Annotated in this window: 21 protein-coding genes and 1 pseudogene; 10 read left to right on the top strand and 12 right to left on the bottom strand. The window is 66.6% G+C overall.

What is annotated here, in order from left to right:
• The first annotated feature begins 110 nt into the window (after positions 1–110).
• Both CFB34_RS36310 and CFB34_RS36305 read left to right on the top strand, forming a co-directional pair.
• On the top strand, positions 111–1676 hold the full coding sequence (locus tag CFB34_RS36310) for a methyl-accepting chemotaxis protein (RefSeq protein ID WP_089444474.1): 1566 nt from the start codon (positions 111–113) through the stop codon (positions 1674–1676).
• A 477-nt stretch (positions 1677–2153) separates the two neighbouring features.
• Positions 2154–2684 (top strand): OsmC family protein, encoded by a 531-nt coding sequence (locus CFB34_RS36305; RefSeq protein ID WP_089444473.1) that lies wholly within the window; start codon positions 2154–2156, stop codon positions 2682–2684.
• A 195-nt stretch (positions 2685–2879) separates the two neighbouring features.
• On the opposite strand, the gene CFB34_RS36300 is transcribed toward CFB34_RS36305, so the two are convergent.
• Genes CFB34_RS36300 through CFB34_RS36290 form a run of 3 tightly spaced genes read right to left on the bottom strand, consistent with a single transcriptional unit; the run spans position 2880 to position 5555 of the window.
• Complete coding sequence (locus CFB34_RS36300; RefSeq protein ID WP_089444472.1) at positions 2880–3701, bottom strand: ABC transporter ATP-binding protein; 822 nt, start codon at positions 3699–3701, stop codon at positions 2880–2882.
• A complete protein-coding gene (locus tag CFB34_RS36295) occupies positions 3698–4552 on the bottom strand; it encodes an ABC transporter permease (RefSeq protein WP_179243791.1) in 855 nt (284 codons plus the stop codon). The genes CFB34_RS36300 and CFB34_RS36295 overlap by 4 nt, the downstream gene beginning before the upstream one ends.
• 10 nt (positions 4553–4562) lie before the next feature.
• On the bottom strand, positions 4563–5555 hold the full coding sequence (locus CFB34_RS36290) for an aliphatic sulfonate ABC transporter substrate-binding protein (protein WP_089444471.1): 993 nt from the start codon (positions 5553–5555) through the stop codon (positions 4563–4565).
• 347 nt (positions 5556–5902) lie between these two features.
• Here CFB34_RS36290 and CFB34_RS36285 point away from each other — a divergent pair, with 347 nt between their 5' ends.
• A complete protein-coding gene (locus CFB34_RS36285; protein WP_089444470.1) occupies positions 5903–7333 on the top strand; it encodes an MFS transporter in 1431 nt (476 codons plus the stop codon).
• A 77-nt stretch (positions 7334–7410) separates the two neighbouring features.
• Here the strand turns inward: CFB34_RS36285 and CFB34_RS36280 are convergent, their stop codons facing one another.
• From CFB34_RS36280 to CFB34_RS36270, 3 genes are all read right to left on the bottom strand, one after another.
• Positions 7411–7989 (bottom strand): AAA family ATPase, encoded by a 579-nt coding sequence (locus CFB34_RS36280; RefSeq protein ID WP_242808767.1) that lies wholly within the window; start codon positions 7987–7989, stop codon positions 7411–7413.
• Positions 7990–8128: 139 nt separating this feature from the next.
• A complete protein-coding gene (locus CFB34_RS36275; RefSeq protein WP_089444469.1) occupies positions 8129–9523 on the bottom strand; it encodes an LLM class flavin-dependent oxidoreductase in 1395 nt (464 codons plus the stop codon).
• Positions 9520–10797 carry an acyl-CoA dehydrogenase family protein gene (locus CFB34_RS36270; RefSeq protein WP_089444468.1) on the bottom strand — a complete coding sequence of 426 codons (1278 nt, stop codon included), beginning with the start codon at positions 10795–10797 and terminating at the stop codon, positions 9520–9522. Before CFB34_RS36270 ends, CFB34_RS36275 begins: the two co-directional genes overlap by 4 nt.
• Positions 10798–11378: 581 nt before the next feature.
• Between CFB34_RS36270 and CFB34_RS36265 the strand changes: the two genes are divergently transcribed.
• The gene (locus CFB34_RS36265; protein WP_089444467.1) at positions 11379–12617 is read left to right on the top strand and encodes an SfnB family sulfur acquisition oxidoreductase; all 1239 of its coding nucleotides are present in this window, start codon (positions 11379–11381) and stop codon (positions 12615–12617) included.
• A gap of 206 nt (positions 12618–12823) precedes the next feature.
• Here the strand turns inward: CFB34_RS36265 and CFB34_RS36260 are convergent, their stop codons facing one another.
• Entirely contained in the window at positions 12824–13231 is a 408-nt protein-coding gene (locus CFB34_RS36260; RefSeq protein ID WP_089444466.1) for a DUF3224 domain-containing protein, read from the bottom strand.
• Between the two features lie 288 nt (positions 13232–13519).
• Complete coding sequence (locus CFB34_RS36255; RefSeq protein WP_089444465.1) at positions 13520–14500, bottom strand: YafY family protein; 981 nt, start codon at positions 14498–14500, stop codon at positions 13520–13522.
• Positions 14501–14623: 123 nt separating this feature from the next.
• On the opposite strand from CFB34_RS36255, the gene CFB34_RS36250 reads away from it, so the two are divergent.
• Positions 14624–15286, top strand: coding sequence for a glutathione S-transferase family protein (locus CFB34_RS36250; protein WP_089444464.1), 663 nt, complete (start codon positions 14624–14626; stop codon positions 15284–15286).
• Between the two features lie 74 nt (positions 15287–15360).
• Here CFB34_RS36250 and CFB34_RS36245 read toward each other — a convergent pair whose 3' ends face one another.
• On the bottom strand, positions 15361–16191 hold the full coding sequence (locus CFB34_RS36245) for an alpha/beta hydrolase (RefSeq protein WP_089444463.1): 831 nt from the start codon (positions 16189–16191) through the stop codon (positions 15361–15363).
• 168 nt (positions 16192–16359) lie between these two features.
• On the opposite strand from CFB34_RS36245, the gene CFB34_RS36240 reads away from it, so the two are divergent.
• From CFB34_RS36240 to CFB34_RS36225, 4 genes are all read left to right on the top strand, one after another.
• Entirely contained in the window at positions 16360–16809 is a 450-nt protein-coding gene (locus CFB34_RS36240) for a MerR family transcriptional regulator (protein WP_089444462.1), read from the top strand.
• Positions 16810–16985: 176 nt separating this feature from the next.
• Positions 16986–17903 (top strand): acetoacetate decarboxylase, encoded by a 918-nt coding sequence (locus CFB34_RS36235; protein WP_089444461.1) that lies wholly within the window; start codon positions 16986–16988, stop codon positions 17901–17903.
• A 43-nt stretch (positions 17904–17946) separates the two neighbouring features.
• Positions 17947–19191: a saccharopine dehydrogenase NADP-binding domain-containing protein gene (locus CFB34_RS36230; RefSeq protein ID WP_089444460.1), complete on the top strand. Its 1245-nt coding sequence runs from the start codon at positions 17947–17949 to the stop codon at positions 19189–19191.
• A gap of 138 nt (positions 19192–19329) precedes the next feature.
• Positions 19330–19821 carry a MerR family transcriptional regulator gene (locus CFB34_RS36225; RefSeq protein ID WP_179243800.1) on the top strand — a complete coding sequence of 164 codons (492 nt, stop codon included), beginning with the start codon at positions 19330–19332 and terminating at the stop codon, positions 19819–19821.
• A 23-nt stretch (positions 19822–19844) separates the two neighbouring features.
• On the opposite strand, the gene CFB34_RS36220 is transcribed toward CFB34_RS36225, so the two are convergent.
• Positions 19845–20528, bottom strand: a complete 684-nt coding sequence (locus tag CFB34_RS36220; protein ID WP_089444565.1) for a type 1 glutamine amidotransferase domain-containing protein — start codon at positions 20526–20528, stop codon at positions 19845–19847.
• Positions 20529–20659: 131 nt separating this feature from the next.
• Positions 20660–21313, bottom strand: coding sequence for a TetR/AcrR family transcriptional regulator (locus tag CFB34_RS36215; protein WP_089444459.1), 654 nt, complete (start codon positions 21311–21313; stop codon positions 20660–20662).
• Positions 21314–21412: 99 nt separating this feature from the next.
• Here CFB34_RS36215 and CFB34_RS36210 point away from each other — a divergent pair, with 99 nt between their 5' ends.
• Entirely contained in the window at positions 21413–22888 is a 1476-nt protein-coding gene (locus CFB34_RS36210) for a coniferyl aldehyde dehydrogenase (protein WP_089444458.1), read from the top strand.
• 74 nt (positions 22889–22962) lie between these two features.
• On the opposite strand, the pseudogene CFB34_RS36205 reads toward CFB34_RS36210, so the two are convergent.
• Positions 22963–23579 (bottom strand): annotated as a pseudogene (locus CFB34_RS36205) (LysE family transporter).
• Positions 23580–23597: the final 18 nt, after the last annotated feature.

Raw genomic sequence — 23597 nt, 5'->3', positions numbered from 1 at the left:
GTTAACCCGTTCGCAGCCCATGCGCCCCGTGTTGCGACACGGCGCGCGTCTTTCGTGATCCGGAATCCACATCCGCCGCTGGCCGCGCCCGGCCGGCGCAAGGGAACGTCATGCGAAAACAACTCACTATCCGTGGTGGCCTCGTCGCGACCATCGCCGGCTATACCGTGCTGCTCGTGCTGGTGGTCGGCGCGAGCATCGCGGCGCTCTATATGGGCAACGGTTCGCTCGAGGCGATGTACCGCGACGACACCGCGTCGCTGCTGCACCTGAAGACCAGCTCCGAGCGGATGCTCGTGTTGCGCGAACGCATGAGCGACGTCGCGCAGATCATCAGCGCCGGCCACTCGGGCAAGGAAGAGATCGCGAAACTCCGCACGCTCCTCAAGCAGAGCAACGACGAACTCGATGCCTATGCGGGCCTGCACGCACGCAACGCCGACGAGCAGGCGCTGTTCGACACGTTGCAGAATCGCCGTCGCGCGTTGCTCGACCGCGTGTTCCTGAAGGCGCTCTCGCAACTCGACGGCGACGACGGCTTCGGTTTCCTCGACACGCAGCGTACCGCGCCGCCCGAGCTGTTCGCCGCCTACCAGGAGGCGATCGATGCGCTCGAGTCGTTCCAGGTCGCGCGCGAAAAGGCGCGCTATGACGCGGCCGGCGTGCAGTTCCACCGGATCGTGTGGGGGATGGCGGCAGTCGCGGCCTTCGCACTCGTCGTCGGTTTCCTGGCGCAGCGCGTGCTCGCGAAGGCGATCATCGAGCCGATCAAGCTCGCGGTCGGCCAGTTCGAGAAGATCTCGAAAGGCGACCTGACCGGAACGGTCGTCGTGCCCGGCGAGAACGAGATGGCCTATCTGCTGCATGCACTGAAGCGGATGCAGGACGGCCTCGTCGTCACCGTGAACCAGGTGCGCGCGAGCACCGAGACGATCGTCGGCGACGTCCGCACGATCGCGAGCGGCAACGTCGACCTGTCGGCGCGCACCGAGCAGCAGGCCGTCTCGCTGCAACAGGCGGCGGCGAGCGTCGAGCAGCTGACGGCTGCCGTGCGCCAGAACGCGGACAACGCGCGCGATGCGCGCACCTATGTCGAAGGCGCGGCCGGCATCGCGTCACGCGGCGGCGAGGCGATGCAGCGCGTGGTCGAGACGATGTCGTCGATTTCGCTCAGTTCCACGCGAATCTCCGGGATCGTCGGCGTGATCGAAAGCATCGCATTCCAGACCAACATCCTTGCATTGAACGCTGCGGTCGAAGCCGCGCGCGCAGGCGAGCAGGGGCGCGGCTTCGCGGTTGTCGCGACCGAGGTGCGCGGGCTCGCGCAGCGCTGCGCGTCGGCGGCGAAAGAGATCCGTGAACTGATCGGCCATTCCGCGCAGCGCGTCGAAGACGGCAGCGGCCTCGTCGCACTGGCCGGTTCGGCGATGGCCGAGCTCGTCGCGGCGGTCGAGCGCGTCAACATGATCATGAGCGAAACCGGCCAGGCGTTCGAGGAGCAAGCGTCGGGCATCGAGCAGGTGAACGCCGCGGTCATCCAGATGGAGCAGACGATGCAACGCAATGCCGCGCTGGTCGAGGAGGCCGCGGCCGCCGCGCTGTCGCTCGACGAACAGGGCTCGCGGCTGAGTGCGGCAGTTGCGCAGTTCCGTCTGCGTGACGAGGCGCTCGCCTGATGCACCGATGCCGGTGGCGGTGCTGGATCGTCGGGTCGGACGGATGGCCGACGCGGTGCATCGGTGTCGAAGCGGCACATTTCCGGTGCGGACGTCTTGACCGCAGAAGTCGACGCGATCCATGCACCGGCACGGTGAAGCAAGACGATCGGAGACGATTGCCGAACGCGATGCGATGGGGTCTGCGTTCAGGGCCCACGAGGCAGCACGGCGTCGCCGCAATCCTTACCGGTCAAGGCGGACGGGGAATTTCACCAACGTTCTCCACAGGGTTATGCACGGAAATTGTGGATAACTCGAGGGGATGAACGACAGCCGAAAATTGCCGAGCGCGCGTGCCGCAATGCGACATCACATCCTGCGAATTGCTTTGCTGGATTGATCGTTTCGTGGCAATCGGGGAAGGGAATAGCATGAAGCTCCCTCTCGATTGGCCGCGGTATGCGCGGCCGGTCATTGCGACCGTATCGGCCCGACATGACGACACTGAACGACTATCTCGAACAAAAGCGCGACGCGTGGCTCGCGAAAAAAGAAGCTGCCCGTAACAATCCCGAACTCAAGGCGACCCCGCTGAAAGCGACCGTGCGCGCGTTGGGCCGCAGTGGCGTGCGGGAGATCCGCATTCGCGACTTCCAGGTGATCAGCGACAGCCCGCCCGACTTCGCGGGCTACAACCTCGGGCCGGCGTCGCCGGAGCTGCAGCTCGGCGTGCTCGGCAGTTGCCTGACGCACATCACGCTGATCCAGGCCGCGGAGCGCGGCCTGAAAATCGACTCGATCGAGGTCGAGGTGACCGGCGACCAGCATCCACTCGCGCAGCAGCCGGGGTTCGAGCATGTGCCGGTGTTTCCGCACAACCTCCGCTATACGCTCGATATCGTGTCGCCCGAACCGCCGGACACGATTCGTGCGCTGCATCAGGCGGTCGAGGCCATCTGCCCGATCTTCAACCTGCTGAGACTGCCACAGACGATCGACGGCGAGTTGCGGCATACGCACGGTTGAAGTGCGCCGGTGGGTTGCAGCATGTCACCTCGCTGAGAGGTGAGCAGGCGTGCGATACCTCGCGCACCCTGGCGGCGCTCCTATACGACTGCGATCCTGCCGCACCGGTATTCGATGACGGATGCGTCGTTCCGGTGCAGAGCGCGTGCCGAATCGGGGCCGGGCGATGCCGGTCGTGAATCGGCCGGCGCGAAGTCAGGCTTCGGACGACTGAAGGTCGCGCGTTCGGCGCGTCGTCTCGTCGGCACGATCCTGAAGCTGCTGGAATGCGTCCAGCAGCCGCGCGCGCAGCACGGCCAGCGTCGGGTCGCGCCGATCGCGCGGCCGGGCGACCCCGACGTGGATCTCGTCGTCGATGCGGCCCGGATTGGGCGCGAGCATCAGCACGCGATCGCCGAGATACAGCGCTTCGTCCAGATCGTGCGTGACGACGATCGCGGCCGTCCGGTGCCGCGCGACGACGTCGAGCAGCAGCGTCTGCAGCCGCATCCGGGTGATCGCATCGACCGCGCTGAACGGTTCGTCGAGCAGCAGCAGGTCGGGCTCGCCGAACAGCCCGCGCGCGATCGCCGCGCGCTGCGCCATCCCGCCCGACAACGTGGCCGGCAGTTGCCGGGCGACCCCGGCCAGGCCGACTTCGTCGAGCAGCCGTGCGACGGCCGGCTCGCGCCCGCCGCGCGGGCCGGCCGCAAAGCCGACGTTGTCCGCGATCGATAGCCACGGCAGCAGCCGCGGCTCCTGGAAGATCACGCCGGCGCGCGGGGACGGGCCGTCGAGCGCGACGCCGCCCAGCTTCACGCTGCCGCGGTAATCGGTGTCGAGACCGGCGACGATCCGCAGCAGCGTGCTCTTGCCGCAACCGCTCGGGCCGACCACGCAGACGATTTCGCCGCGTGCGACCTGCAGCGGGACGTCGGCGAGGATCGTGCGATCGCCGTAAAGCTTGCGGGTGATGCGCAGGTCGAGCAGCGGAGTCGCGGTGCGGGCCGCCGTGGGTGAGGAAGCACGTGTGCTCATGTCGACCCTTTACGTGGCGTGGCGTCGAATGCGTCGCGCCAGCCGAGCCAGCGCGACTCGATGCGCGCCATCGCGCCGTCGGTCAGCTTGCCGAGCAGCGCCAGCAGCAGGATCGCCCCGAACACGAGATCCGGGCGCCCGGTTTCGCGGCCGTCGCTCAACAGGAAGCCGAGCCCGCGCGTGGCCGCGATCAGCTCCGCGGCGACCATGAACATCCACGCGAGGCTGAGGCCGGTGCGCAAGCCGGTGACGATCTGCGGCAGCGCGGCCGGCAGCAGGATGCGGCGGAACAGCGCGAACGGGCCGAGCCGGTACACCGCGCCGAGTTCGACGAGCTTGCGGTCGACGTCGCGTATGCCGGCGACCACCGCGAGGTGGACCGGGAAGAACGCGCCGATGGCGATCAGCGTGATCTTCGGTGCTTCGTCGATGCCGAGCCACAGCAGCAACACCGGCACCCACGCGAGCGACGGAATCGCGCGCAGCGCCTGGAACGTCGGCTCGAACAGTGCGTCGATCCGGCGGCTCAGGCCCATCGCCGCGCCGACGACGAGCGCGAGTCCCGCGCCCGCCGCGAACCCCGCCGCGACCCGCAGCGTACTCGCGCCGACATGGCGCGCCACGCGTGTGACGCCGAGGCGGGCGAGCGTGTCGAGAATCTCGCTCGGTGCGGGGACAAGATGATTCGGCAGCCAGCCCTGCCGCACGACGACCTCCAGCAACGCGAGCGCCGCGAACGGCAGCGCGAGGCCCGCGATTCGCCATCTGCGCAGCGGATCGCGCCGGCCGGCGGTTGGCGACGCGGGGCGGCGGGGCGCGAGCGTGTCGTCGCGGGCGGCGGTGTCGGTCATGGGCGGCAGCTCAGCGCGACGCGTCGACGAGCGGGCGCGCAAACGACGGATCGATCAGCGTATCGACGATCTTCGCGGGATCGACGCCGGGCTTGGTCAGCTGTTCGGCCGTCAACACGGGGGCGGCCGCTTTCAGCGCCGCGCGCTGGGTGTCGCCCGGAACGGGATCGCTGAAGTCGTTGCGCTGCAGCTGCAGCTTCGCCACCGGCAGCGACACCTTCGATTCGTCGGCGACGATCTGCGCGGTGTCGGCCGGATGCGCGACGATCCACTGGCGCGCGCGATCGTAGACCTTCAGCACGCGCGTGACCGCCTGCGGGTACTGGCTGGCGAACGCGTCGCGGACGTTCAGGAACCCATAGGTGTTGAACGTGACATTGCGATAGAGCAGGCGCGCGCCGTCGTCGAGCTGCGCCGCGGCCATGTGCGGATCGAGGCCGGCCCACGCATCGACCTGGCCGTTCGCGAGTGCGGTGCGCCCGTCCGGATGCTGCAGGTTGACGATTTCGACGTCGTCGCGGGTCAGGCCGACCGTGTGCAGCGCGCGTAGCGTGAACAGGAACGGATCGGTGCCGCGCGTCGCGGCGATCTTCTTGCCCTTCAGGTCCGCGAGCGATCGGATCGGCGAATCCTTGCGGACCACCAGCGCGGTCCACTCGGGGCGGGAGAACACGTAGACCGTATGGATCGGGTTGCCGTTCGCGCGCGCGAGCACCGACGCGAGGCCCGCCGCGGAACCGAAATCGACCGCACCGCTGTTCAGGTATTCGAGCGCGCGATTGCTGCCGAGGCTCAGCACCCAGCGAATCGACGTGCGGTCGGCCTTGAATTCGTCCTCGAGCCAGCCGAAGTGGCGGATCACCAAGCTCTCGGGCGAGTAGTACGCATAGTCGACGCGGATCTCCGCGGGCGTCGCGGCGCGTGCATGCACCGAAACGAGGCTGGCGAACGCGGCAACGACGAGGGCCGCGGATTGCCACGCGCGGGACCAGGACAGCTTCATCGGGGATTCTCCGGAAGGGCGGCAAGATGCCGCGAACAGGCAGGGTGACCGGTCAATGTAGCGAAGCATCGGCGCTCCGTGAACGAAGAATTCCGCGATTGAACATGCACGCTGCTGCTAAGCGTGGGCGGCGAGCAACTTTATGACGCGGGCCGATTAATTTATCGATTTATATCGCTTGGGATAACGGAATCGGGAGAACAGAATGCGTGCTGCCGGAACGTGATGGCGTCGCGTGGCGGGAAGCGCTCGGCTGCCTGGGTTCTCTGCGGGCCGCGATTGAATACGCCCGACTTCCGGCTCCATGCGGACCTCGCCGGTCATGCGGCGAAAAACTAAGGAATGCGATGAGTTCGATCGATCTGAACGCCGTGACACCGGTATCCTCGCCCATTCGCTCGGCAAGCGACGTCGCGCGGCTGATCAACACGGTGGACAGCTCGGTCAGCCATGCCCGGATGATCGTGCTGCTGGCGCTGGGCGGCGTGTTTCTCGATGCGTACGACCTGACGACGCTGTCCTACGGGATCGACGACGTGGCGCGCGAGTTCGGCCTGACGCCGGCGCTGACCGGGCTGGTCGGGTCGGCGATCATGATCGGCACGATCTTCGGCAGCCTGATCGGCGGATGGCTGACCGACAAGATCGGCCGCTATCAGGTGTTCATGGCCGACATGCTGTTTTTCGTGGTCGCGGCAATCGCGGCCGGGCTGGCGCCGAACGTCTGGGTGCTGATCGGCGCGCGCTTCGTGATGGGGCTCGGGGTCGGCATCGACCTGCCGGTCGCGATGGCGTTTCTCGCGGAATTCTCGAAGTTCAACGGGCGCGGCAACAAGGCGTCGCGGCTCGCGGCGTGGTGCCCGATGTGGTACGTGGCGTCGTCGGTCTGCTTCCTGCTGATCTTCGGGCTGTATTTCCTGTTGCCCGCCGAGCATGCGGGGTGGCTGTGGCGCGCGTCGCTGATCTTCGGCGCGGTGCCCGCCCTGATCATCATTCTGTTCAGGAACCGGTTCATGAACGAATCGCCGCTGTGGGCCGCGAACCAGGGCGACCTGGCCAACGCCGCGCGGATTCTGCGCGAGTCGTACGGGATTCATGCGCACGAAGCGGAAGATGCCCGGCGCGCGCCGAGCCAGCCGCCCGTGCGCATTCGCGTGCTGTTCCAGCGCCCGTACCTGGGGCGCACGATCGTCGCCAGCGTGATGAACCTGTGCATCCCGTTCGAATACACGGCGATCGCGTTCTTCCTGCCGTCGATCCTGTCGCAGTTTCTCGGCGCGGGCGTGTTCGAAACGATCGCGGCGTCGCTGGCGCTGAACGTGCTGTTTGCGTTCACCGGCGGCTTGCTGGGCATGCGTCTCGCCCATCGCCATGCGTCGCGCCATGTCGCGATCGCGGGCTTCGCGCTCCAGTTCGTCGCGCTCGTGGCGCTCGCGCTGGCAGGGCATCCGCATGGCGCAGTCGCGATCGGCTTCGTGCTGCTGATGCTCGGCACCTGGCTGTTCGCGGAAGGGTTCGGGCCGGGCGCGCAGATGATGATCTATCCGACGCTGTCGTATCCGGCGGCGATCCGCGGCACCGGCGTCGGTTTCGGGCGTTCGCTGTGCGGCATCGGCCAGGCGCTCGCGCTGTTCGTGCTGCCGATCCTGCAGGCGCGGCTCGGCACGGACATGTTCTGGGTGGTCGCGATCAGCGCGGCCACGCCGATCGTGTTCCTGCTGATCGTGCGTTACGAGCCGACGGCGCGGGATATCGATGACGAGGAGGGCATTGCCTGAACGCAACCGGGCGCGCAACCACCGGTATCCCGTGTTCCGGTATCGGAACACGTGGATCGCGACTCCACGCCTTCCGTTCATGCCACCGGTAACGCGCGAAGGATCTGATCGACGCATTGCTCGACGGACTTGAACGCTGTATCGATCTGCAGGTGCGGGCGGTCCCACGCGTTGTAATCGCGATCAACGACTTCCTGCCAGGTGGGCAACACGAGCCCTGCAATGGTGGACTGCCGTGTTTCGACACGCTGTCGATGCTGCTGCCGATCGGAACATACGATCTCGATTTCGAACACGGGAACACCGATGTGCGCCGCGATGTTCCTGAATGCGTTTCGCGTCACCTCGAGCGGGTTGACGGAATCTGCGACGACGGTGGTTCCGATCGCCAGATTATCGGCCGCCACGCTGTAGCAGACCGCATAGCCGGCGCCGCCCATTTCAGCGCCCTCGTCCAGAATGCCCGAAGTCCGGATCGCTTGTTCGATGGAGTCGACGCGAAGATAGACCGCTCCCAGGCGAACGGCGAGTCGGCTCGCAAGCGTACTCTTCCCGGTGCCGGGCAAGCCGCTGAAAGTGATCAACATGAGCTTGCCCTTTCTTGTCGACGTGCGTGGGTCCACGCCGACTTCCCGGTCAATGCCGTCGTTTTGCATCCGGCCTCAAATGCACGCCGGAGGGAGGAGGGCGCTCGCACGCGCGGCGTGGCGGGCGAGCGTCGTGGTGCACGGGGCACCCGGGCGTCATGAAGCCGGCCCGCACGCTGGCCGACGAGGCGTCACATTGAAGGCACGCTCAGGCAGCCACCCGCTCCGCATCGCGCTTGACCTGCTCGATGTCGCGATACTGCGCGGCCGGATGTTCGTCCGGCAGCCGCGCCGACCCGCCGAACAGTTTCTCGCGCAGCGTGCCCGGCGCATAGCCGGTCGGATACACGCCGCGCCGCTGCAGCTCGGGGACGAGATAACGCACGACGTCCTCGAAGGTTTCGTGCGCCACCGCATACGCGAGGTTGAAGCCGTCCACGTCGGTGGCGGCGACCCATTCCTGCAGGATGTCCGCGACGGTTTGCGCCGACCCGACGAACACCGGCCCCAGGCCACCGATGCCGCCCCAGGCTGCCAGTTCCTCGATCGTCCACGCGGTGTCACCGCCCGCGAGGTGCTCGACCGCCGACACGATCGCATTCGTTTCGACGCGCCGGACGGGATCGTTCGGCGCGTACTGGCCGAAGTCGATGCCGGTCCAGCCGGACATGAACACCAGCGAGCCGTCGTACGACACGTACTTGCGATACTCGTCGAACTTGGCCTGCGCCTTCTCGTCGGTTTCGTCGACGATCACGGTGACGAGGTTGTAGATCAGGACCTTGCTCGCATCGCGCCCGGCGGCCGTGGCCTGCGCGCGCACGTCGGCCACGTAGCGCGCGAGCTGCGGGCGGGTCGGCGCGGCGACGAACACGCATTCCGCGTGCTGCGCGGCGAACGCCTTGCCGGGGCCGGACGCACCGGCCTGGAACAGCACCGGCGTGCGCTGCGGCGACGGCTCGCACAGGTGGTAGCCGGGCACGTCGAAGAAGCGGCCCTTGTGGCCGATCTCGTGCACCTTCTCCGGATGCGTGAACACGCGGCCGTCGCGATCGCGCACGACCGCGCCGTCTTCCCAGCTGCCTTCGAACAGCTTGTACAGCACCTCGACGTATTCGGCCGCGACCGCATAGCGGTCGTCGTGCGTGCGCAGGCCGTTGTCGCCGACGTTCTTCGCGCCGCTTTCGAGGTAGGACGTGACGATATTCCACGCGAGCCGGCCCTTCGTGTGATGGTCGGCGGTCGACAGCCGGCGCGCGAACGTGTACGGATGCTCGAACGTCGTCGACGCGGTGATGCCGATGCCGAGATGTTCGGTCGCCATCGCGATCGGCGCGGCGAGCTGCAGCGGATCGTTGACCGGGATCTGCGCGGCCTGGTGCAGCGCGTGGTAATTGCTGCCCTTGTAGACGTCGTAATAGCCGATCACGTCCGCGATGAAGATCGCGTCGAAAATCCCGCGTTCGAGCACGCGGGCGAGGTCGGTCCAGTAGTCGAGATCCTTGTATTGCCACGACCGGTCGCGCGGATGGGCCCACAGCCCGGGCGACTGGTGGCCGACGCAGTTCATCTCGAACGCATTGAAGCGGATGGTCTTGCTCATTGGGCGGCTCCTGTTTCTGCATGCGTGCTCGCGTCCGTACGCGCCCCCGGGCCGTTGCCGATCTGCCAGACGAACGGCGGCGTGCGCCCGTTGATGACCCAGTCGCCGACGATCCGCGCCTTGTAGACGAGCGGATTGTGCGACGACACGGTGCGCGCGTTGCGCCAGTGACGATCGAGCGCCGTCGTGCTGCGGGTCGCCGACGCGCCGAGCGCGTCGAACAGGCGTGTCGCCGCGCGCAGCACGAGGTCCGACACGACGAGCTGGCTTTGCGCGGATTCGATCTCGGCCGCGACGTTCGCATCGTGCTCGGCCGCCTCGTCGCCATCGAAGTGCGCTTCGTAGGCCCGTTGCAGCGGCTGCGCGGCGCGCAGCGCGAGCGCGTCGGCCGCATAGGCCCACGACGCGATCTCGCCGATCACCTGCTGCAGCTGCGCGTCGTCGGCCGCGCGCGGGGCGTTGCCGTGGCTGTACACGCGGGTGCGGCGGCGCACCAGGTCGCCCGCGTCGCGCACGATCGCGTGGCCGATGCCGGCCAGCGTCGCGACGTGGAAGAGCTGGTAGAACGCCGTCTGGTACTTGAAGCGTCGCGCGAAGTCGATCACGTCCCGTGCGTCGACCGCCGCGTCTTCGAAGCGCGTGGTGCCGCTGCCGGTCGTCGTCTGGCCGAAGCCGTCCCAGTCGTCCTCGCGGATCACGCCGGGCTGTGCGGTCGAGACGGCGACGATCACGTCGCGGCCGTCGTCCGCGCGTTGCGCGAACACGTCGATCCAGTCGGCGAACAGGCTGCCGGTGCTGTAGAACTTCCGGCCGTTCAGCACGAGACGGCCATTCTTTTCGGATACCTTCGTGATGGTCTGGCCGAGCGCCACGTCGCCGGTTTCCGTCCATGCATTGCCGACGAGCTGGCCGCTCGCGAAGCGGTCGAACCAGATCTGGCGATCGGCGCCGGGCGGCGCGTTCAGCCAGTCCTCGACGAATGCGAAGTGCCCGCGCAATGCCTGCGGCAGATTGGAATCGGCAGTCGCGAGTTCGGTCAGCAGCCGGAACAGCTGCGGCAGGGACGCGCCGGCGCCGCCATCGCGCACCGGCAGCCGCACGGCGCCGAAACCGGCGGCCTTCAGCCAGCCGATCGCCTCGTGCGGCAGCTCGCGGTGGCGTTCGCGTTCCGCGGTGCCGGCCGCGATGCGTTCGAAGATGGGCCTGAAGCGGCTGGCAAGCGCGTCATAGTCGGTGCCGGTGGAAAGTTCGGTTGCTGGGGGAGACGAAGTCATGCGGTGATCCTTGAAAGGCAGGGCCGTCGATGCCGGCAGGCTAGGGCCTGTTCACGCTAATAACGGGCTTGCGCTGGCCACCAGAAGGGCCGAGCGCGAGGATTGCGACGAAGCGAATACTCAACGTATTCGCGAGGAGCATGACGCGGCGATCGGCCCTTCTGGTGGCCAGCCCCACGAATGAATTTTTCCGAACAGGGGAACGCGCCTTGCCGGCCGTATTGCGGCGTCGATCGTCGCTTGTTTGGCTCGGCCAAACGGCGCTCCTCACTCCTTGCACTACGTCCGGCAAGGTGCGTTCGCAAGCCCGTTATTAGCGTGAACAGGCCCTAGTATAGGAAGCCGGCTTCGGACGATCCAATAACGGATTCATACATCGTTATCGCCATCGGGCATTACGCGGGCGAGGCGGTGTGGCGTCGATGCCAGGGCGTCGATTTCGTCGCTGACGCGCGGTTTATTACGGCCCGCACACCGCATCGTTTGTCATGCGAAGGAATATCGTTGTGCGAATCGCTCGGTTTGCCGGCGTGCGGGGCGCTGCTAGATTGAATGCTTCCGTCAATCAGCAGGAGAGCCCGATGTCAGAGACGAGCGCCACGATCCAGGAACGGCCGGTCGAAACGCAACCGCAAGCGGCACACGTGATCGCCGACGACGCGCAGGCCATCGCGGCCGCGCATGCGCTTGCGAAGCGGCTTGCGGAAGGGGCGGCGGAGCGCGACCGGGAGCGCCGGCTGCCGCGTGACGAGATCGAATGGTTCTCGCAGTCGGGACTGTGGGCCATCACCGTGCCGAAGGCATACGGCGGCGCGGGCGTGTCGCACGTGACGCTCACGGAGGTGGTGAAGATCGTCGCGGCGGCCGATCCGTCGCTCGGGCAGTTGCCGCAGAATCATTTCGGGCTGGTCGACGTGATCGCGCTGACCGGCACCGACGCGCAGAAGCGTCACCTGTTCTCGGAAGTGCTGAGCGGCAAGCGGTTCGGCAACGGCTTTTCGGAGAAGGGCACGAAGCACGTGCTCGACCTGAAGACACGCGTGCGGCGGGACGGCGACGATTACGTCGTCGACGGCACCAAGTTCTATTCGACCGGCGCGCTGTTCGCGCACTACGTGCCGGTGCTCGGCCTCGACGACACGGGCCACGCGTGGCTCGCGTACATTCGCCAGCCCGCGCCGGGGCTGACCGTGATCGATGACTGGTCGGGGTTCGGGCAACGGACCACCGCGAGCGGCACCGTCGTGCTCGACAACGTGCGCGTGCCGGCGTCGCATGTACTGCCGGCGCAGCGCGTGTCGGATCTGCCGACGCTGAACGGCCCGCTGTCGCAGATCATCCAGGCCGCGATCGACGCGGGCATCGCGAAGGCCGCGCTCGACGATACGCTGGCGTTCGTGCGCTCGCGCACGCGGCCGTGGGTGGACAGCGGCGTCGAGCGGGCGGCCGACGATCCGCTGACGATTCGCGAGGTCGGCCATCTGCACATCCAGCTGCATGCGGCGGAGGCGCTGCTCGAGCGTGCGGCGCGTACGCTCGACGAGATCGCGGCGCGCGGCGACGTGACCGAGGACGATGTCGCGCGTGCATCGGTGGCTGTGGGAGAGGCGAAGGTGCTGACGACGGAAGTCGCGCTGCTCGCGGGCGAGAAGCTGTTCGAGCTGGCCGGCACGCAGTCGACGCTGGCCGAGCACAACCTCGACCGGCACTGGCGCAATGCACGCACGCATACGCTGCACGATCCGGTGCGCTGGAAATATCACCTCGTCGGCAACTACTACCTGAACGGTGTGCGGCCGGCGCGCCATGCGTGGAATTGAACGCGTGACGATCGTGGTGTCATGGCGCGGTGACGGGTGAGTGCGTCACCGCGGTCGAACGCATCCGCGTGTTCACGATCGAAACCGGTAATGCTATTCGTCGAAGCGCAATTGCCGGGTATCGGGCAAGTGAATGCTGCATGGAGGGCGTCATTGCCCCGGCGCGGCGACCACACGAAGCAGCCGTATCGGCTGCATGAGCCGGCTTACCGAGGCGATTCCGGCAACGTGTAGTCGAAGCGGTACGAATGCAGGCCGTTGTCGATGGTGATGATCATCGAGCCGGCGAGCCCCAGCAATTCTCCCGTGCCCGAATCGGGCACGACGGTGATCGACTGCTGCGGCTGCCCGCGGGTCATGGTGGAGCTGTGCTGCAGGACGAAACTGCCGTGGCGGCCGCCCAGCGCACCTTGCACGGTTTCCATCGCCACATAGCCGGCGGAGCCCTGGACGCTGCTTCGAAACGCGAGCATCTCTCCGTGGCCGACGGCTTCCAGGTCGCCGTGATACTGCTTGTCCAGCGACATGCGGCCGAGCCGGGTCTGTTCCGCGACGGCGCTCAGGGATTCCGGATTCAGCTTCACTTCAAACGCACCATTGGCCAGCAGTGTCATTGCAGCGCTCCTCGTCGAATTGGCAACCCGCACTATAAGCCAACCGGGTGTTGCAGGAGGTAACGGTTTGCCTGATCGGTCGGAATCAAGGGCGCATCGGATTGCGGATCGTATGCCTCGCGGTGCTTGCGGCGATAATCGGCATCCCGACCTCGACCGCTTTCCCCGATGACTTTCCCAGCGTTCACACCCTTTCAGGATCTGGCCAACGCGTTGCTGGCTTGACGAAGACTCCACGGTTCCATTGTTTCGAATCGCCGTGACCCCTTTGGCGCGCAACGCGAAGCTTCAATCGTCACCTGCCTGATAAAGCGCCTGCACCTGCGCCAACTCGTCGATGAACTGATCCTTGAGCGCTTGCGGCCCGAGGATCTTCACGTGTGCGCCGAACCCCAGCAGTTTCCGCGCGCCGTGCTCGATCGATTCGATCGGCATCAGGAACGCCTTCCATCCCGGCGGCACCTCCGTGTTGCCTTTTTCATGCGCGACCGGCTCGGCCTTGATCCGCGCGTTGGCCAGCCAGGTTTCGCCGCGCGGCGAAACGGCGATATGGGCGGTCAGCCGATCGAGGTCGGCTTCGTACCGGCTCATCGCGTCGCGCCAGTGCGTCGCGAGGTCGAATCGCGCGGGCCGCTTGAAGCGGCGGCGCGATGCATCGAGTTCGAGGATATTCGCGAGCCGGAACGTGAGTGCGCCGGGCTTGCCGACCACCTTGGCAACCAGGTACCACGCGCCGCCCTTGAGCACGAGGCCGAGCGGCTCGAGTTCGCGGCGGGATACACCGCGCCAGCTCTGGTATTTCACGTCGATACGATACGAACCCCACACCGCATCGGCCACTTCACGCAGGAAAACCGGCGTTTCCTGCGCGCGGTACCAGTCGACGGTGTCGACGTGCAGCCGGCTGGCGACGCGATCGGCATGCTCGCGCGAGCCGGGCGGCAGGCTCGCGATCATCTTCAGCCGCGCGGAAGTTGCCATGCCGTCGAGGCCCAGTTCTCGCGCCGGCCCGGGCAAGCCGGCCAGAATCAGCGCGTGCGCTTCGTGCTCGGTGAGCCCGGTGAGATCGGTACGCCAGCCGTCGCTCAATTGAAAGCCGCCGTTGCGGCCGCGATCGCCCCAGATCGGCACGCCGGCCGTGGAGAGCTGGTCGATGTCGCGCAGGATCGTGCGCTCGGATACTTCCAATGCTTCGGCGAGCGCCGGTGCGGTCATCCGGCCGCGCGCTTGCAGCATCATCATGATCGACAACAGGCGGCTCGCTTTCATGAGCGACACGTTACCTCAAATACCTGACATGAGGTGTCATGTTTTTGGGCTTATGCTTTCGCGCATTCCCGATCCGTTTCATCGACGCGGGTTGCGCATCAGGACACCACAGAGGATCAAACGATGAAGATCATTTCCGGGCCGCTGAGCATGTTTGGCGCGAAGGTCGAGATAGCCGCGCACGAGAAGGGCATCGAGTTCGAGTTGGTGATGGTGCCGTTCAGCCAGCGTCGCGGCTACGATCCGAAGCATCCGGACGTGCTGCGCATCAACCCGAAGCGGCAGGTGCCGGTGCTGATCGACGGCGATCTGGAACTCTTCGATTCCACGCAGATTTTCGAGTATCTCGAGGACCTGAAGCCCGATCCCGCGCTGTGGCCGGCGCATCCGGCGGCGCGCGCGATCGCGCGTCAGCTCGAGCACTGCAGCGACGAACTCTATTTTCCGCACGTCATCCGGCTGATGGGGCTGGAGGAGACACCGGACGATCCGGCGGCACAGGCTGCGCGCGCCGCGGCAGCCGAATACTATCGGCGCATGGAGCACGTGCTGGCAGATCGCGCGTTTCTGGCCGGAACGTATTCCTATGCCGACATCGCGTTCTACATGGCGCAGCTGTTCGGCGCGCGCAAGGGCGCACCGATGACGGACGAAACGCCCCGCCTGCTCGCGTGGCGTGAACGGATGACGGCACGTCCCGCCGTGCGCAAGGTCGCCGGTGCGATGGCCGGCTATCTTGCGTCGATCGGTGAAGACGTTCCCGACTTTCTGCGCGGGCTCGACTAGCCGCGTTCGAGCGCGGGCGGGAGGCGGCCTTCGGATGCAAGGGCAACCGAAGGCCGCACGGGCGCCGTCGGTGTTCAGCCGCGGATGAACGCGAGCAGATCGGCGTTGATCGTCTCGGCGTTGGACGTGGGCATGCCATGCGGGAAGCCCGCATACGTCTTCAGCGTGCTGTTCCTCGCCAGCTTCGCCGACAGGAGCCCGGAATCCGCATACGGGACGATCTGGTCGTCGTCGCCATGCATCACGAGCACGGGGATCGTGGTGCTTTTCAGGTCTTCGGTGAAGTCGGTCTGCGAGAACGCGACGATGCCGTCGTAGTGGGCCTTCGCGCTGCCCATCATGCCCTGCCGCCACCAGTTCCAGATGACGCCTTGCGATGGCTTCGCGCCGTCGCGGTTGTAGCCGTAGAACGGGCCGGCCGGCACGTCGTAATAGAACTGCGCGCGGTTCGCCGCGAGTTGCGCCTGGAGGTTGTCGAACACCGCTTTCGGCAGGCCGCCCGGATTGCTGTCCGTCTTGACCATCAGCGGAGGAACGGCGCTGATCAGCACGGCCTTGGCCACGCGGTCTTCGCCGTGACGGGCGACGTAGTGGATCACCTCGCCGCCGCCGGTCGAATGGCCGACATGAACGGCGCCTTGCACGCCGAGGTGATTCACGACCGCGGCGACGTCATCCGCGTAGTGATCCATGTCATGACCGTCCCAGACCTGGCTGGAGCGCCCGTGGCCGCGACGGTCGTGTGCGATCACGCGATAGCCCTGTGCCAGGAAGAAGAGCATTTGCGCATCCCAGTCGTCGGCGCTGAGCGGCCAGCCATGATGAAAGAAGATGACCTGCGCGTCGCGCGGCCCCCAGTCCTTGTAGAAGATGTCGACGCCATCCTGCGTTGTGACGTATCCCATGTCTGCTCCTGTTCGGTGGGCGATATCGATCCGTGACGGTCCTGCCGGTCGCGAGGGTCGCCGGGCCGGCGCTGCGCATGCGGTGGCATCCGCTGCCCGCCTGCCTTGGCGATGCGCTCACTCTAGGTTTAAAGTTAGGTTTAATGTCAACACGCTGGAGAGGCAGGTATGCGAATCGGGGAGCTCGCGAAGCTCAGTGGCCTGACGGCCTCGCGGATCCGTTTCTACGAGGCTGAAGGGTTGCTCACAGCCGTCGAGCGCGGTGCGAATGGTTATCGGGACTACGGCGAAGACGCGGTGTGGATGCTCGAGATCATCGCCGGCGCGCAGAGCGCCGGGTTCTCGCTGGAACAGATTCGCCATCTGCTGCCGTTGAAAGCGGGCAACTGGCAGCATGACGGGCTGGTGGAGGCGCTCGAACGGAAAGTCGCCGAGATCGACGCGATGCAGAAGCGCCTCGAGGAGAACAAGGCGCAACTGCGCGTCGCGATCGACAGCATCAAGAACCGGCCGACCGAACTGACCTGCTCGGAGCGTACGCGCTGGGTGATGGACCGGTTGCGCAATCCGGGCGAGGTGTCGACATCCGGCAAGGGCCGTCGCACGACCGCCAAATGATCCGGCACTGGCATGCTGAGCGCCTGCCGGTCGCCCGGATGCAATCCGACGTGCCCCTCTATTCGGGGCCTTGACCTTAAAGTTGACTTAAATCTTAGAGTGCTTGCTGACGGCGGTGAGTCAGCGGGCATCGGGTGTTGCCTGCCACGGTCGATCATCGACGAGAGGCAACGAACATGGACAGGCGTTTTACACAGGTCGAATTCGGTCCGCACAAGGTCGACGTGCCCGAAGGCGGGTACTACGACCGGTTCCGGATGAACCCTGACCTCGACGAGGTAGCGCGCGATCCCGCGGCGGGGAACATCGATTTTTTCCGTCGGATTCCGAAGCGTCAGGTCGCGTCGCGGGTCGGCCCGACCTGGGCGCCGAATTTCTACTACCGTTCCAGCAGCATTCAGTTGCTGTTCCTGGCGCCGCTCGAACGCCTGCGGACCACGCTGCCGGTGCCGCTCGAGCCGCTGCGCGCGCTCCCCGGGTACGGGCTGGTCGCGCTGACCTTCTTCTCGTATTCGGTGTGCGACAACGATCCGTATGACGAAGTGTCGGTCGCGGTGGTGATCCGGCGGCCCGGCGCGACCGGGTCGCACGCGCTCGAGCTGCTCGATTCGATGCGGCGCCGGAGCTTCTTCGCGCACGTGCTCGCGCTGCCGGTCACCACGGAAATCGCGCGGGTACGCGGCGTGCACGGCTATCAGCTGCCCAAGTGGCTCGCCGATATCGACGTGAACCTCGGCGCCACCGCCAGCGCCCGCATTGCCGGTCCGGGCGGCCGGCCGGACCTGAGCCTGAGCGTACCGATGCCCGCGCTGACGAACGTCGCGTCGCAGTCGCACATGGGCACGTCGACGATGATCAACCGCATCGACGGCGAATGGCACCAGACGTTAGTGCAGACGAATGCGCTATCGTTCGCCCAGCGCCTGCTGCCGCGCAACGTCGAGCTCGTGCGGCACGGCGGCCCGCTGAGCCAGTTGCTCGACGGGTTGGGCGCGTCGACCATCCTGCGTCTGGACGTGGTGAAGGACGCGCAACTGGTGCTGAACCTGCCGACCCCGTTGAAGGCCTTCGATGAACCCGGAAAGCCACGCTGACGCCACGCCACTTCACGGCACGCCCGCGCCGAAGGAATCGCCCATGACCCGTCCGACCCACGATCTCGTCGTATTTGGTGCCACCAGTTTCGTCGGGCAGATCCTCGCCCGCTACCTGGCCGAGTACCTGTCAGGCAGCGGCGAAACGCTGCGCTGGGCCATCGCCGGCCGCTCCGAAGCGAAGCTCAGGCAGGTCAGGGATACGCTGGGCGCGGCCGGGCAGTCGGTGCCGATCATCGTCGCCGACGCGGCCGACGGAGCGCAGCTTCGCGCGCTCTGCGCGCAGACGCGGGTGGTCGTGTCCACCGTCGGCCCCTATGCGCTTTACGGGGAGCCGCTGGTCAGGGTCTGCGCGGAAACCGGCACCGACTACTGCGACCTCACCGGCGAGACGCAATGGATCAAACGGATGATCGACAGGTACGAGCCGGCGGCCCGACAATCCGGCGCGCGCATCGTCCATTGCTGCGGCTTCGATTCGGTGCCGTCGGACATGGGCGTGTTCTTTCTGCAGCAACAGGCGCGGCAGCAGTGGGGCGTGCCGGCCGAGCAGGTGAAGATGCGGGTGAAAACGCTGAAGGGCGGCGCGTCGGGCGGCACGGTGGCGAGCGTGATCAACGTCGTCCGGGAAGCGGCGGCCGATCCGGCGTTGCGCCGGGAACTGCTCGATCCGTATTCGCTGTGCCCGAAGGGGCATGGCTTCACGATGCGCCAGCAGGCGGTGCGATCCGCCGCATTCGATCGCGACTTCGACGCGTGGATCGCGCCCTTCGTGATGGCGGCGATCAACGAGCGCGTCGTGCATCGCTCCAATGCGCTTGCCGGCAACGCGTACGGCAGCCGCTTCACGTATGACGAAGCGGTGATGACGGGCACGGGCCTGAAGGGCCGACTGACGGCGGTGACGATGGTGGCCGGTCTCGGCGCGTTCATGGTGGGTGTCGTCGTCAAGCCGGTGCGCAGCCTGATGGAGCGCTTCCTGCTGCCGAAACCCGGCGAGGGGCCGAGCGCCGCGGCGCAGCTGGCCGGCCGCTACGATCTGCGCTTTTTCGGCCGCACCGACGACGGGAAGACCCTGCGCGTGAAAGTCACCGGCGACCGCGATCCCGGCTACGGCTCCACGGGAAAAATGCTCGGCCAGGCCGCGATCAGTCTCGCGCTGGATTGCGTCGGCGACGGCGTCAAGACCGGCCGCGGCGGCGGCTTCTGGACGCCCGCGACGATGTTCGACGCGCGCTACATCGAGCGCCTGGAGCGCCATGCGGGGCTGCGTTTCGAAGTGATTTGAGCGCGCATCGTCCGCGCGCCATTCGACAGGAAGCCGATAAAGATCGGATTGCAAATCAACATCGGGAGACAGCTGACAGTCACGACGACACAGATGGCACAGATGGCCGGACGCGATCCGGCCGGGGAGTATCGGAACATGAAGATCGGGGAACTGGCGGAACGCACCGGCCTGACCCCTTCGCGCATCCGCTTTTACGAACGCATCGGTCTGTTGACGCTCGTCGAGCGCGAAGCGAACGGCTATCGCACGTATCCGCAGGAAGCGGTGACGGTGCTCGACCTGATCACGGCCGCGCAGAAGGCGGATTTCAGTCTCGACGAGATTCGCACGCTGATGCCGGCCGACCTCGCGCAGTGGCCCTGCGCTTCGTTGCTGGACGCGCTGTGTGCCAAGGTGCAGGACATCGAGGCGCTGGAGGCGCGGCTCGCGCAAAGCAAGGCGCAGATCGTGGCACTGATCGCCGACATCGCCGCGAAACCGGAGTCGGTCGATTGTGCAACCCATGCGAAGCGGTTACTTTCGCGCATCCCATCGGGGAGTGCGGTGGAGGGCAGTAGTGGTAAGGCGACGACTGCCGCCGCCGATCTCGATGAAGCAGTTGTGCGCCGCCGGTCGCCCCGCGCCTAGCGGCGTCGCACCGGCGCATCCCGTCACAGCAACGCGACGACCTGTTCCGCGGTCGCTTTCGCCGATTGCGGATTCTGGCCGGTCACGAGCCGGCCGTCGACGACTACATTCGACGTGAACGGTAGCAGCGCCTTCTCGTAGCGCGCGCCACGCAGCTGCATCTGCTCCTCGACGTTGTAGGGCACCTTCTTCGCGACGCCTGCCAGGATTTCCTCGACCCACGAATAGCCGGTGATCCGGCGGCCGGCCACCAGCAGCGAGCCGTCCGACAGCTTGGTATTCAGTAGTCCGCAGTAGCCGTGGCAGACCGACGACACGATACCGCCGCGCTCGTAGATCTCGCGCGTGAGCCGCTGCAGCCCCGCATCGTCCGGGTAGTCCCACATCACCGCATGGCCGCCGGTGAAGTAGATCGCATCGAAATCGGCCGGATCGATCTCGTCGGGGCGCGCGGTGGTGGCCAGCAGCGCTTCATTGGCCTTGTCGGCGCGCCACGCTTTCGTGGCGGCGTCGGCGTGCGGCCATTTGAGCGAGCGTGGCTCGAGCGGCGACACGCCGCCCTTGGGGCTCACGAGCCGCTGCTCATAGCCTTTCGCCGCGAAGATGTGATGGGCATGGGTCAGCTCGGACAGCCACAGGCCGGTCGGTTGCGACGGATCGGCGTAGTGCGCGACGTTACTCACGACGTGAAGGATGCGCTTGCTCATGATGCGGTTCCCTTTCATCGGCCACGGGCGGACGTCGTCGACGCGCCGCCGGATTGTCGGATGGCAGTACCCATACCCATGGCCTCGATACGCTGCCGAGGCAAACCATAACCTTTAAGTGAAGTTGAAGGTCAAGGCCTTTTCGTCTTCGCTGACCGCGCGGGGCTGGCGGGTAGCACGAGACCGTCCAGCAAGGTGGTCAGCGCATCTTCGATCGCGTGATCGCCGACCTTCTCGCGCACCAGCCGCCCGTCGATCGCAAGCATCGTCAGGCCATGCAGATGCGCCCAGCAGGCCGTCGCCTGGCCGAGCGCCGGGCGCGGGCGGATCGTGCCGGCGCGCTGGCCGCGTTCCAGGATGTCGACGACCAGCAGGAACGGCGCCTGCACGCGCGGATCGAGATGGATGTCCGTCGGCTCGCCGGCATCCGCGGCAAACATCAGTCGATAGAGATCGGGGTTGCGCTGGCCGAACGCCAGATGGGCGTAAGCGAGCGCGCGCAGCACGTCCGGCGCGTCCGCTACGGGATCGACGGACGCGGCGAGGTCGTCGTTCAGCCGATCGAAGCCGATCAGCGCGAGCTCGTGCAGCAACGCGGCCTTGTCCGGGAAATGCCGGTACGGCGCCGAATGGCTGACGTTCGCTCGCCGTGCGATTTCGCGCAGCGTGAACTGCCAGCCCTGTTGTTCATGCAGCGTGTCGAGCGCCGTTTCGATGATCGCGCGACGCAGATCCCCATGGTGATAAGTCTTTTGCCCGGCGTCCGCAGCCCCATCCGACGACATCGCGTTGCTCCTATGTTGACAGGGAACACATTGTGAGCCTATGATCCGCCGCATGCAAGTTGACAGTGTCTACATCGACGCAACCTCGTGAGGTGCACCATGGCCGTTTCCGCAGAATCCAGCTCGAGCTTCGACCCGGCGGCGTTGCTGGCTCGCCAGCGCAACGCGTTCGTGAGCGAGGGGCCGCCGAGCGTGCAGCAGCGCAAGGCGCGGCTCGCGCGGCTGCGAGCCGCGGTGCTCGCGTATCGCAGCGAAGTGGAGGAGGCGGTCAGCGCCGATTTCGGGCACCGCTCGCGACACGAGACCGCGATCATGGAACTGGTCGGCGTGATCCAGGCGATCGACTACCTGACGCGCAACCTGCGCCGCTTCATGAAGCCGCAGCGTCGGCACGTCGGGATCTTTTACCGGGCCGGGCAGGCGCACGTGGAGTACCAGCCGCTGGGTGTCATCGGCGTGATGGCGCCGTGGAATTACCCGTTCGCGCTCACGTTCATTCCGCTGGCCACCGCGCTGGCCGCGGGCAATCGCGCGATGCTCAAACCGTCGGAACTGACGCCGCGCACGAGCGAGGTGATGCGGCGGATGCTCGCGGAAACCTTCCCGAGCGAGGAAGTCGCGGTCGTGCTCGGCGGTCCGGAAGTCGGCGCCGCCTTCAGCGGCTTGCCGTTCGATCATCTGCTGTTCACCGGCAGCACGCAGGTGGGCCGCAAGGTGATGAAGGCGGCCAGCGACAACCTGGTGCCGGTGACGCTCGAACTCGGCGGCAAGAGCCCGGCGATCGTCGCGAGAGGGCACGTCAATGGCCGGACGATGTCCAGCATCGTGTTCGGCAAGCTGTCGAACGGCGGGCAGACCTGCGTCGCGCCCGACTATGCGCTGGTGCATGAAGACGACCTGGACGCGTTCGTCGCGCAATACGATGCGGCCGTCGCGCGCTTCTATCCGGGCGGGCCGACCAGCCCCGACTACACGTCGATCGTCAGCGACCGGCATTTCGATCGCCTGAAAAGCCTCGTCGACGAAGCGCGCAGCAAGGGCGCGCGCGTGATCGAGGCGGGCGTGAACCCGCAGCAGGCGGCCACCCGCAAGCGGACGCTCGCGCCCACGCTGATCGTCGGGGCCGGCGACGACACGACCGTCATGCAGGAAGAAATCTTCGGGCCGATCCTGCCGGTGCGCACGTATCGCACGATCGACGAAGTCGTCGACTACGTGAATGCGCGTCCGCGGCCGCTCGCGCTGTATTACTTCGGTGCGCAGGACAGCGACTGCGAGTCGTTGCTCAAGCGCACCACGTCCGGCAACGTCGGCATCAACAACACGCTCCTGCATGTCGCGCAGGAAGACTTGCCGTTCGGCGGCGTTGGCCCGAGCGGGATGGGCGCGTATCACGGCATCGAGGGATTCCGCGCGATGAGCCATGCGAAGGGCGTGTTCGTGCTGGGGCGCTGGAACCTGCCGAGCCTGCTGCGTGCGCCGTTCGGCAAGCTCGCGGATCTGTCGCTGGCGGCGCTGCTCGGGCGCAGCCGGGAACCGGCGGGCGTGCGGGCGGGATTGAGCGCGAAGCGCTGAGACTGACGACGCACCGTGACCGGCGCGCGGCTGCTTCGCATGCAGCGCGCCGGTGTGGTCGACGGCGCGGCGCGTCAGCGCCCGCCGCGCGCGATGGCGAGCGCGACGCCGAAGCCCACGAGCAGGCAGCCGAAGGTGCGGTCGATCCAGTGCCGCAGCGCCAGCAGGCGATCGCGGACGGCCGTCGCGGAGAAGCACAGGGCCACCAGGCTGAACCAGCCGGCATGCGCGACGGCGATGAACGCGCCGTAGCCGATCTGCACGATCAACGGCGTGTCGGGCCGCACGGCCTGCATGAACAGGCTGACGATGAACACCGTGGTCTTGGGGTTCAGCGCATTGGTCAGGAAGCCGGTGCGCAGCGCGGCCAGGTCGGACAGCGGGGCGGCCGGTGCATCCGTCTGCCCGTTGCCGGCCTTCGTCATGAGCATCTTCACGCCGAGGTAGACCAGGTAGATCGCGCCGACCAGCTTGACGGCATTGAAGAGCCACAGCGACTGGCGGATCAGCAGGCCGACGCCAGCAGCGTGTAGCTCACGTGCACCGTTACGCCGAGCCCGATACCCAGCGCGGTGAGCACGCCCGAGCGGCGCGACAGCATCAGGCTGTTGCGCGTGACCATCGCGAAATCCGGCCCCGGGCTGATCACGGCCAGCAGCGTGATGGTGACTACAACTATCAGTTCGGTCATCGTCTTGTCCTTGCGATT

The sequence above is a fragment of the Burkholderia sp. HI4860 genome (assembly GCF_002223045.2).
Taxonomy (GTDB): domain Bacteria; phylum Pseudomonadota; class Gammaproteobacteria; order Burkholderiales; family Burkholderiaceae; genus Burkholderia.
Note: the sequence above shows the minus strand (reverse complement) of the source record. Positions and strands in the feature narration are given on the sequence as shown.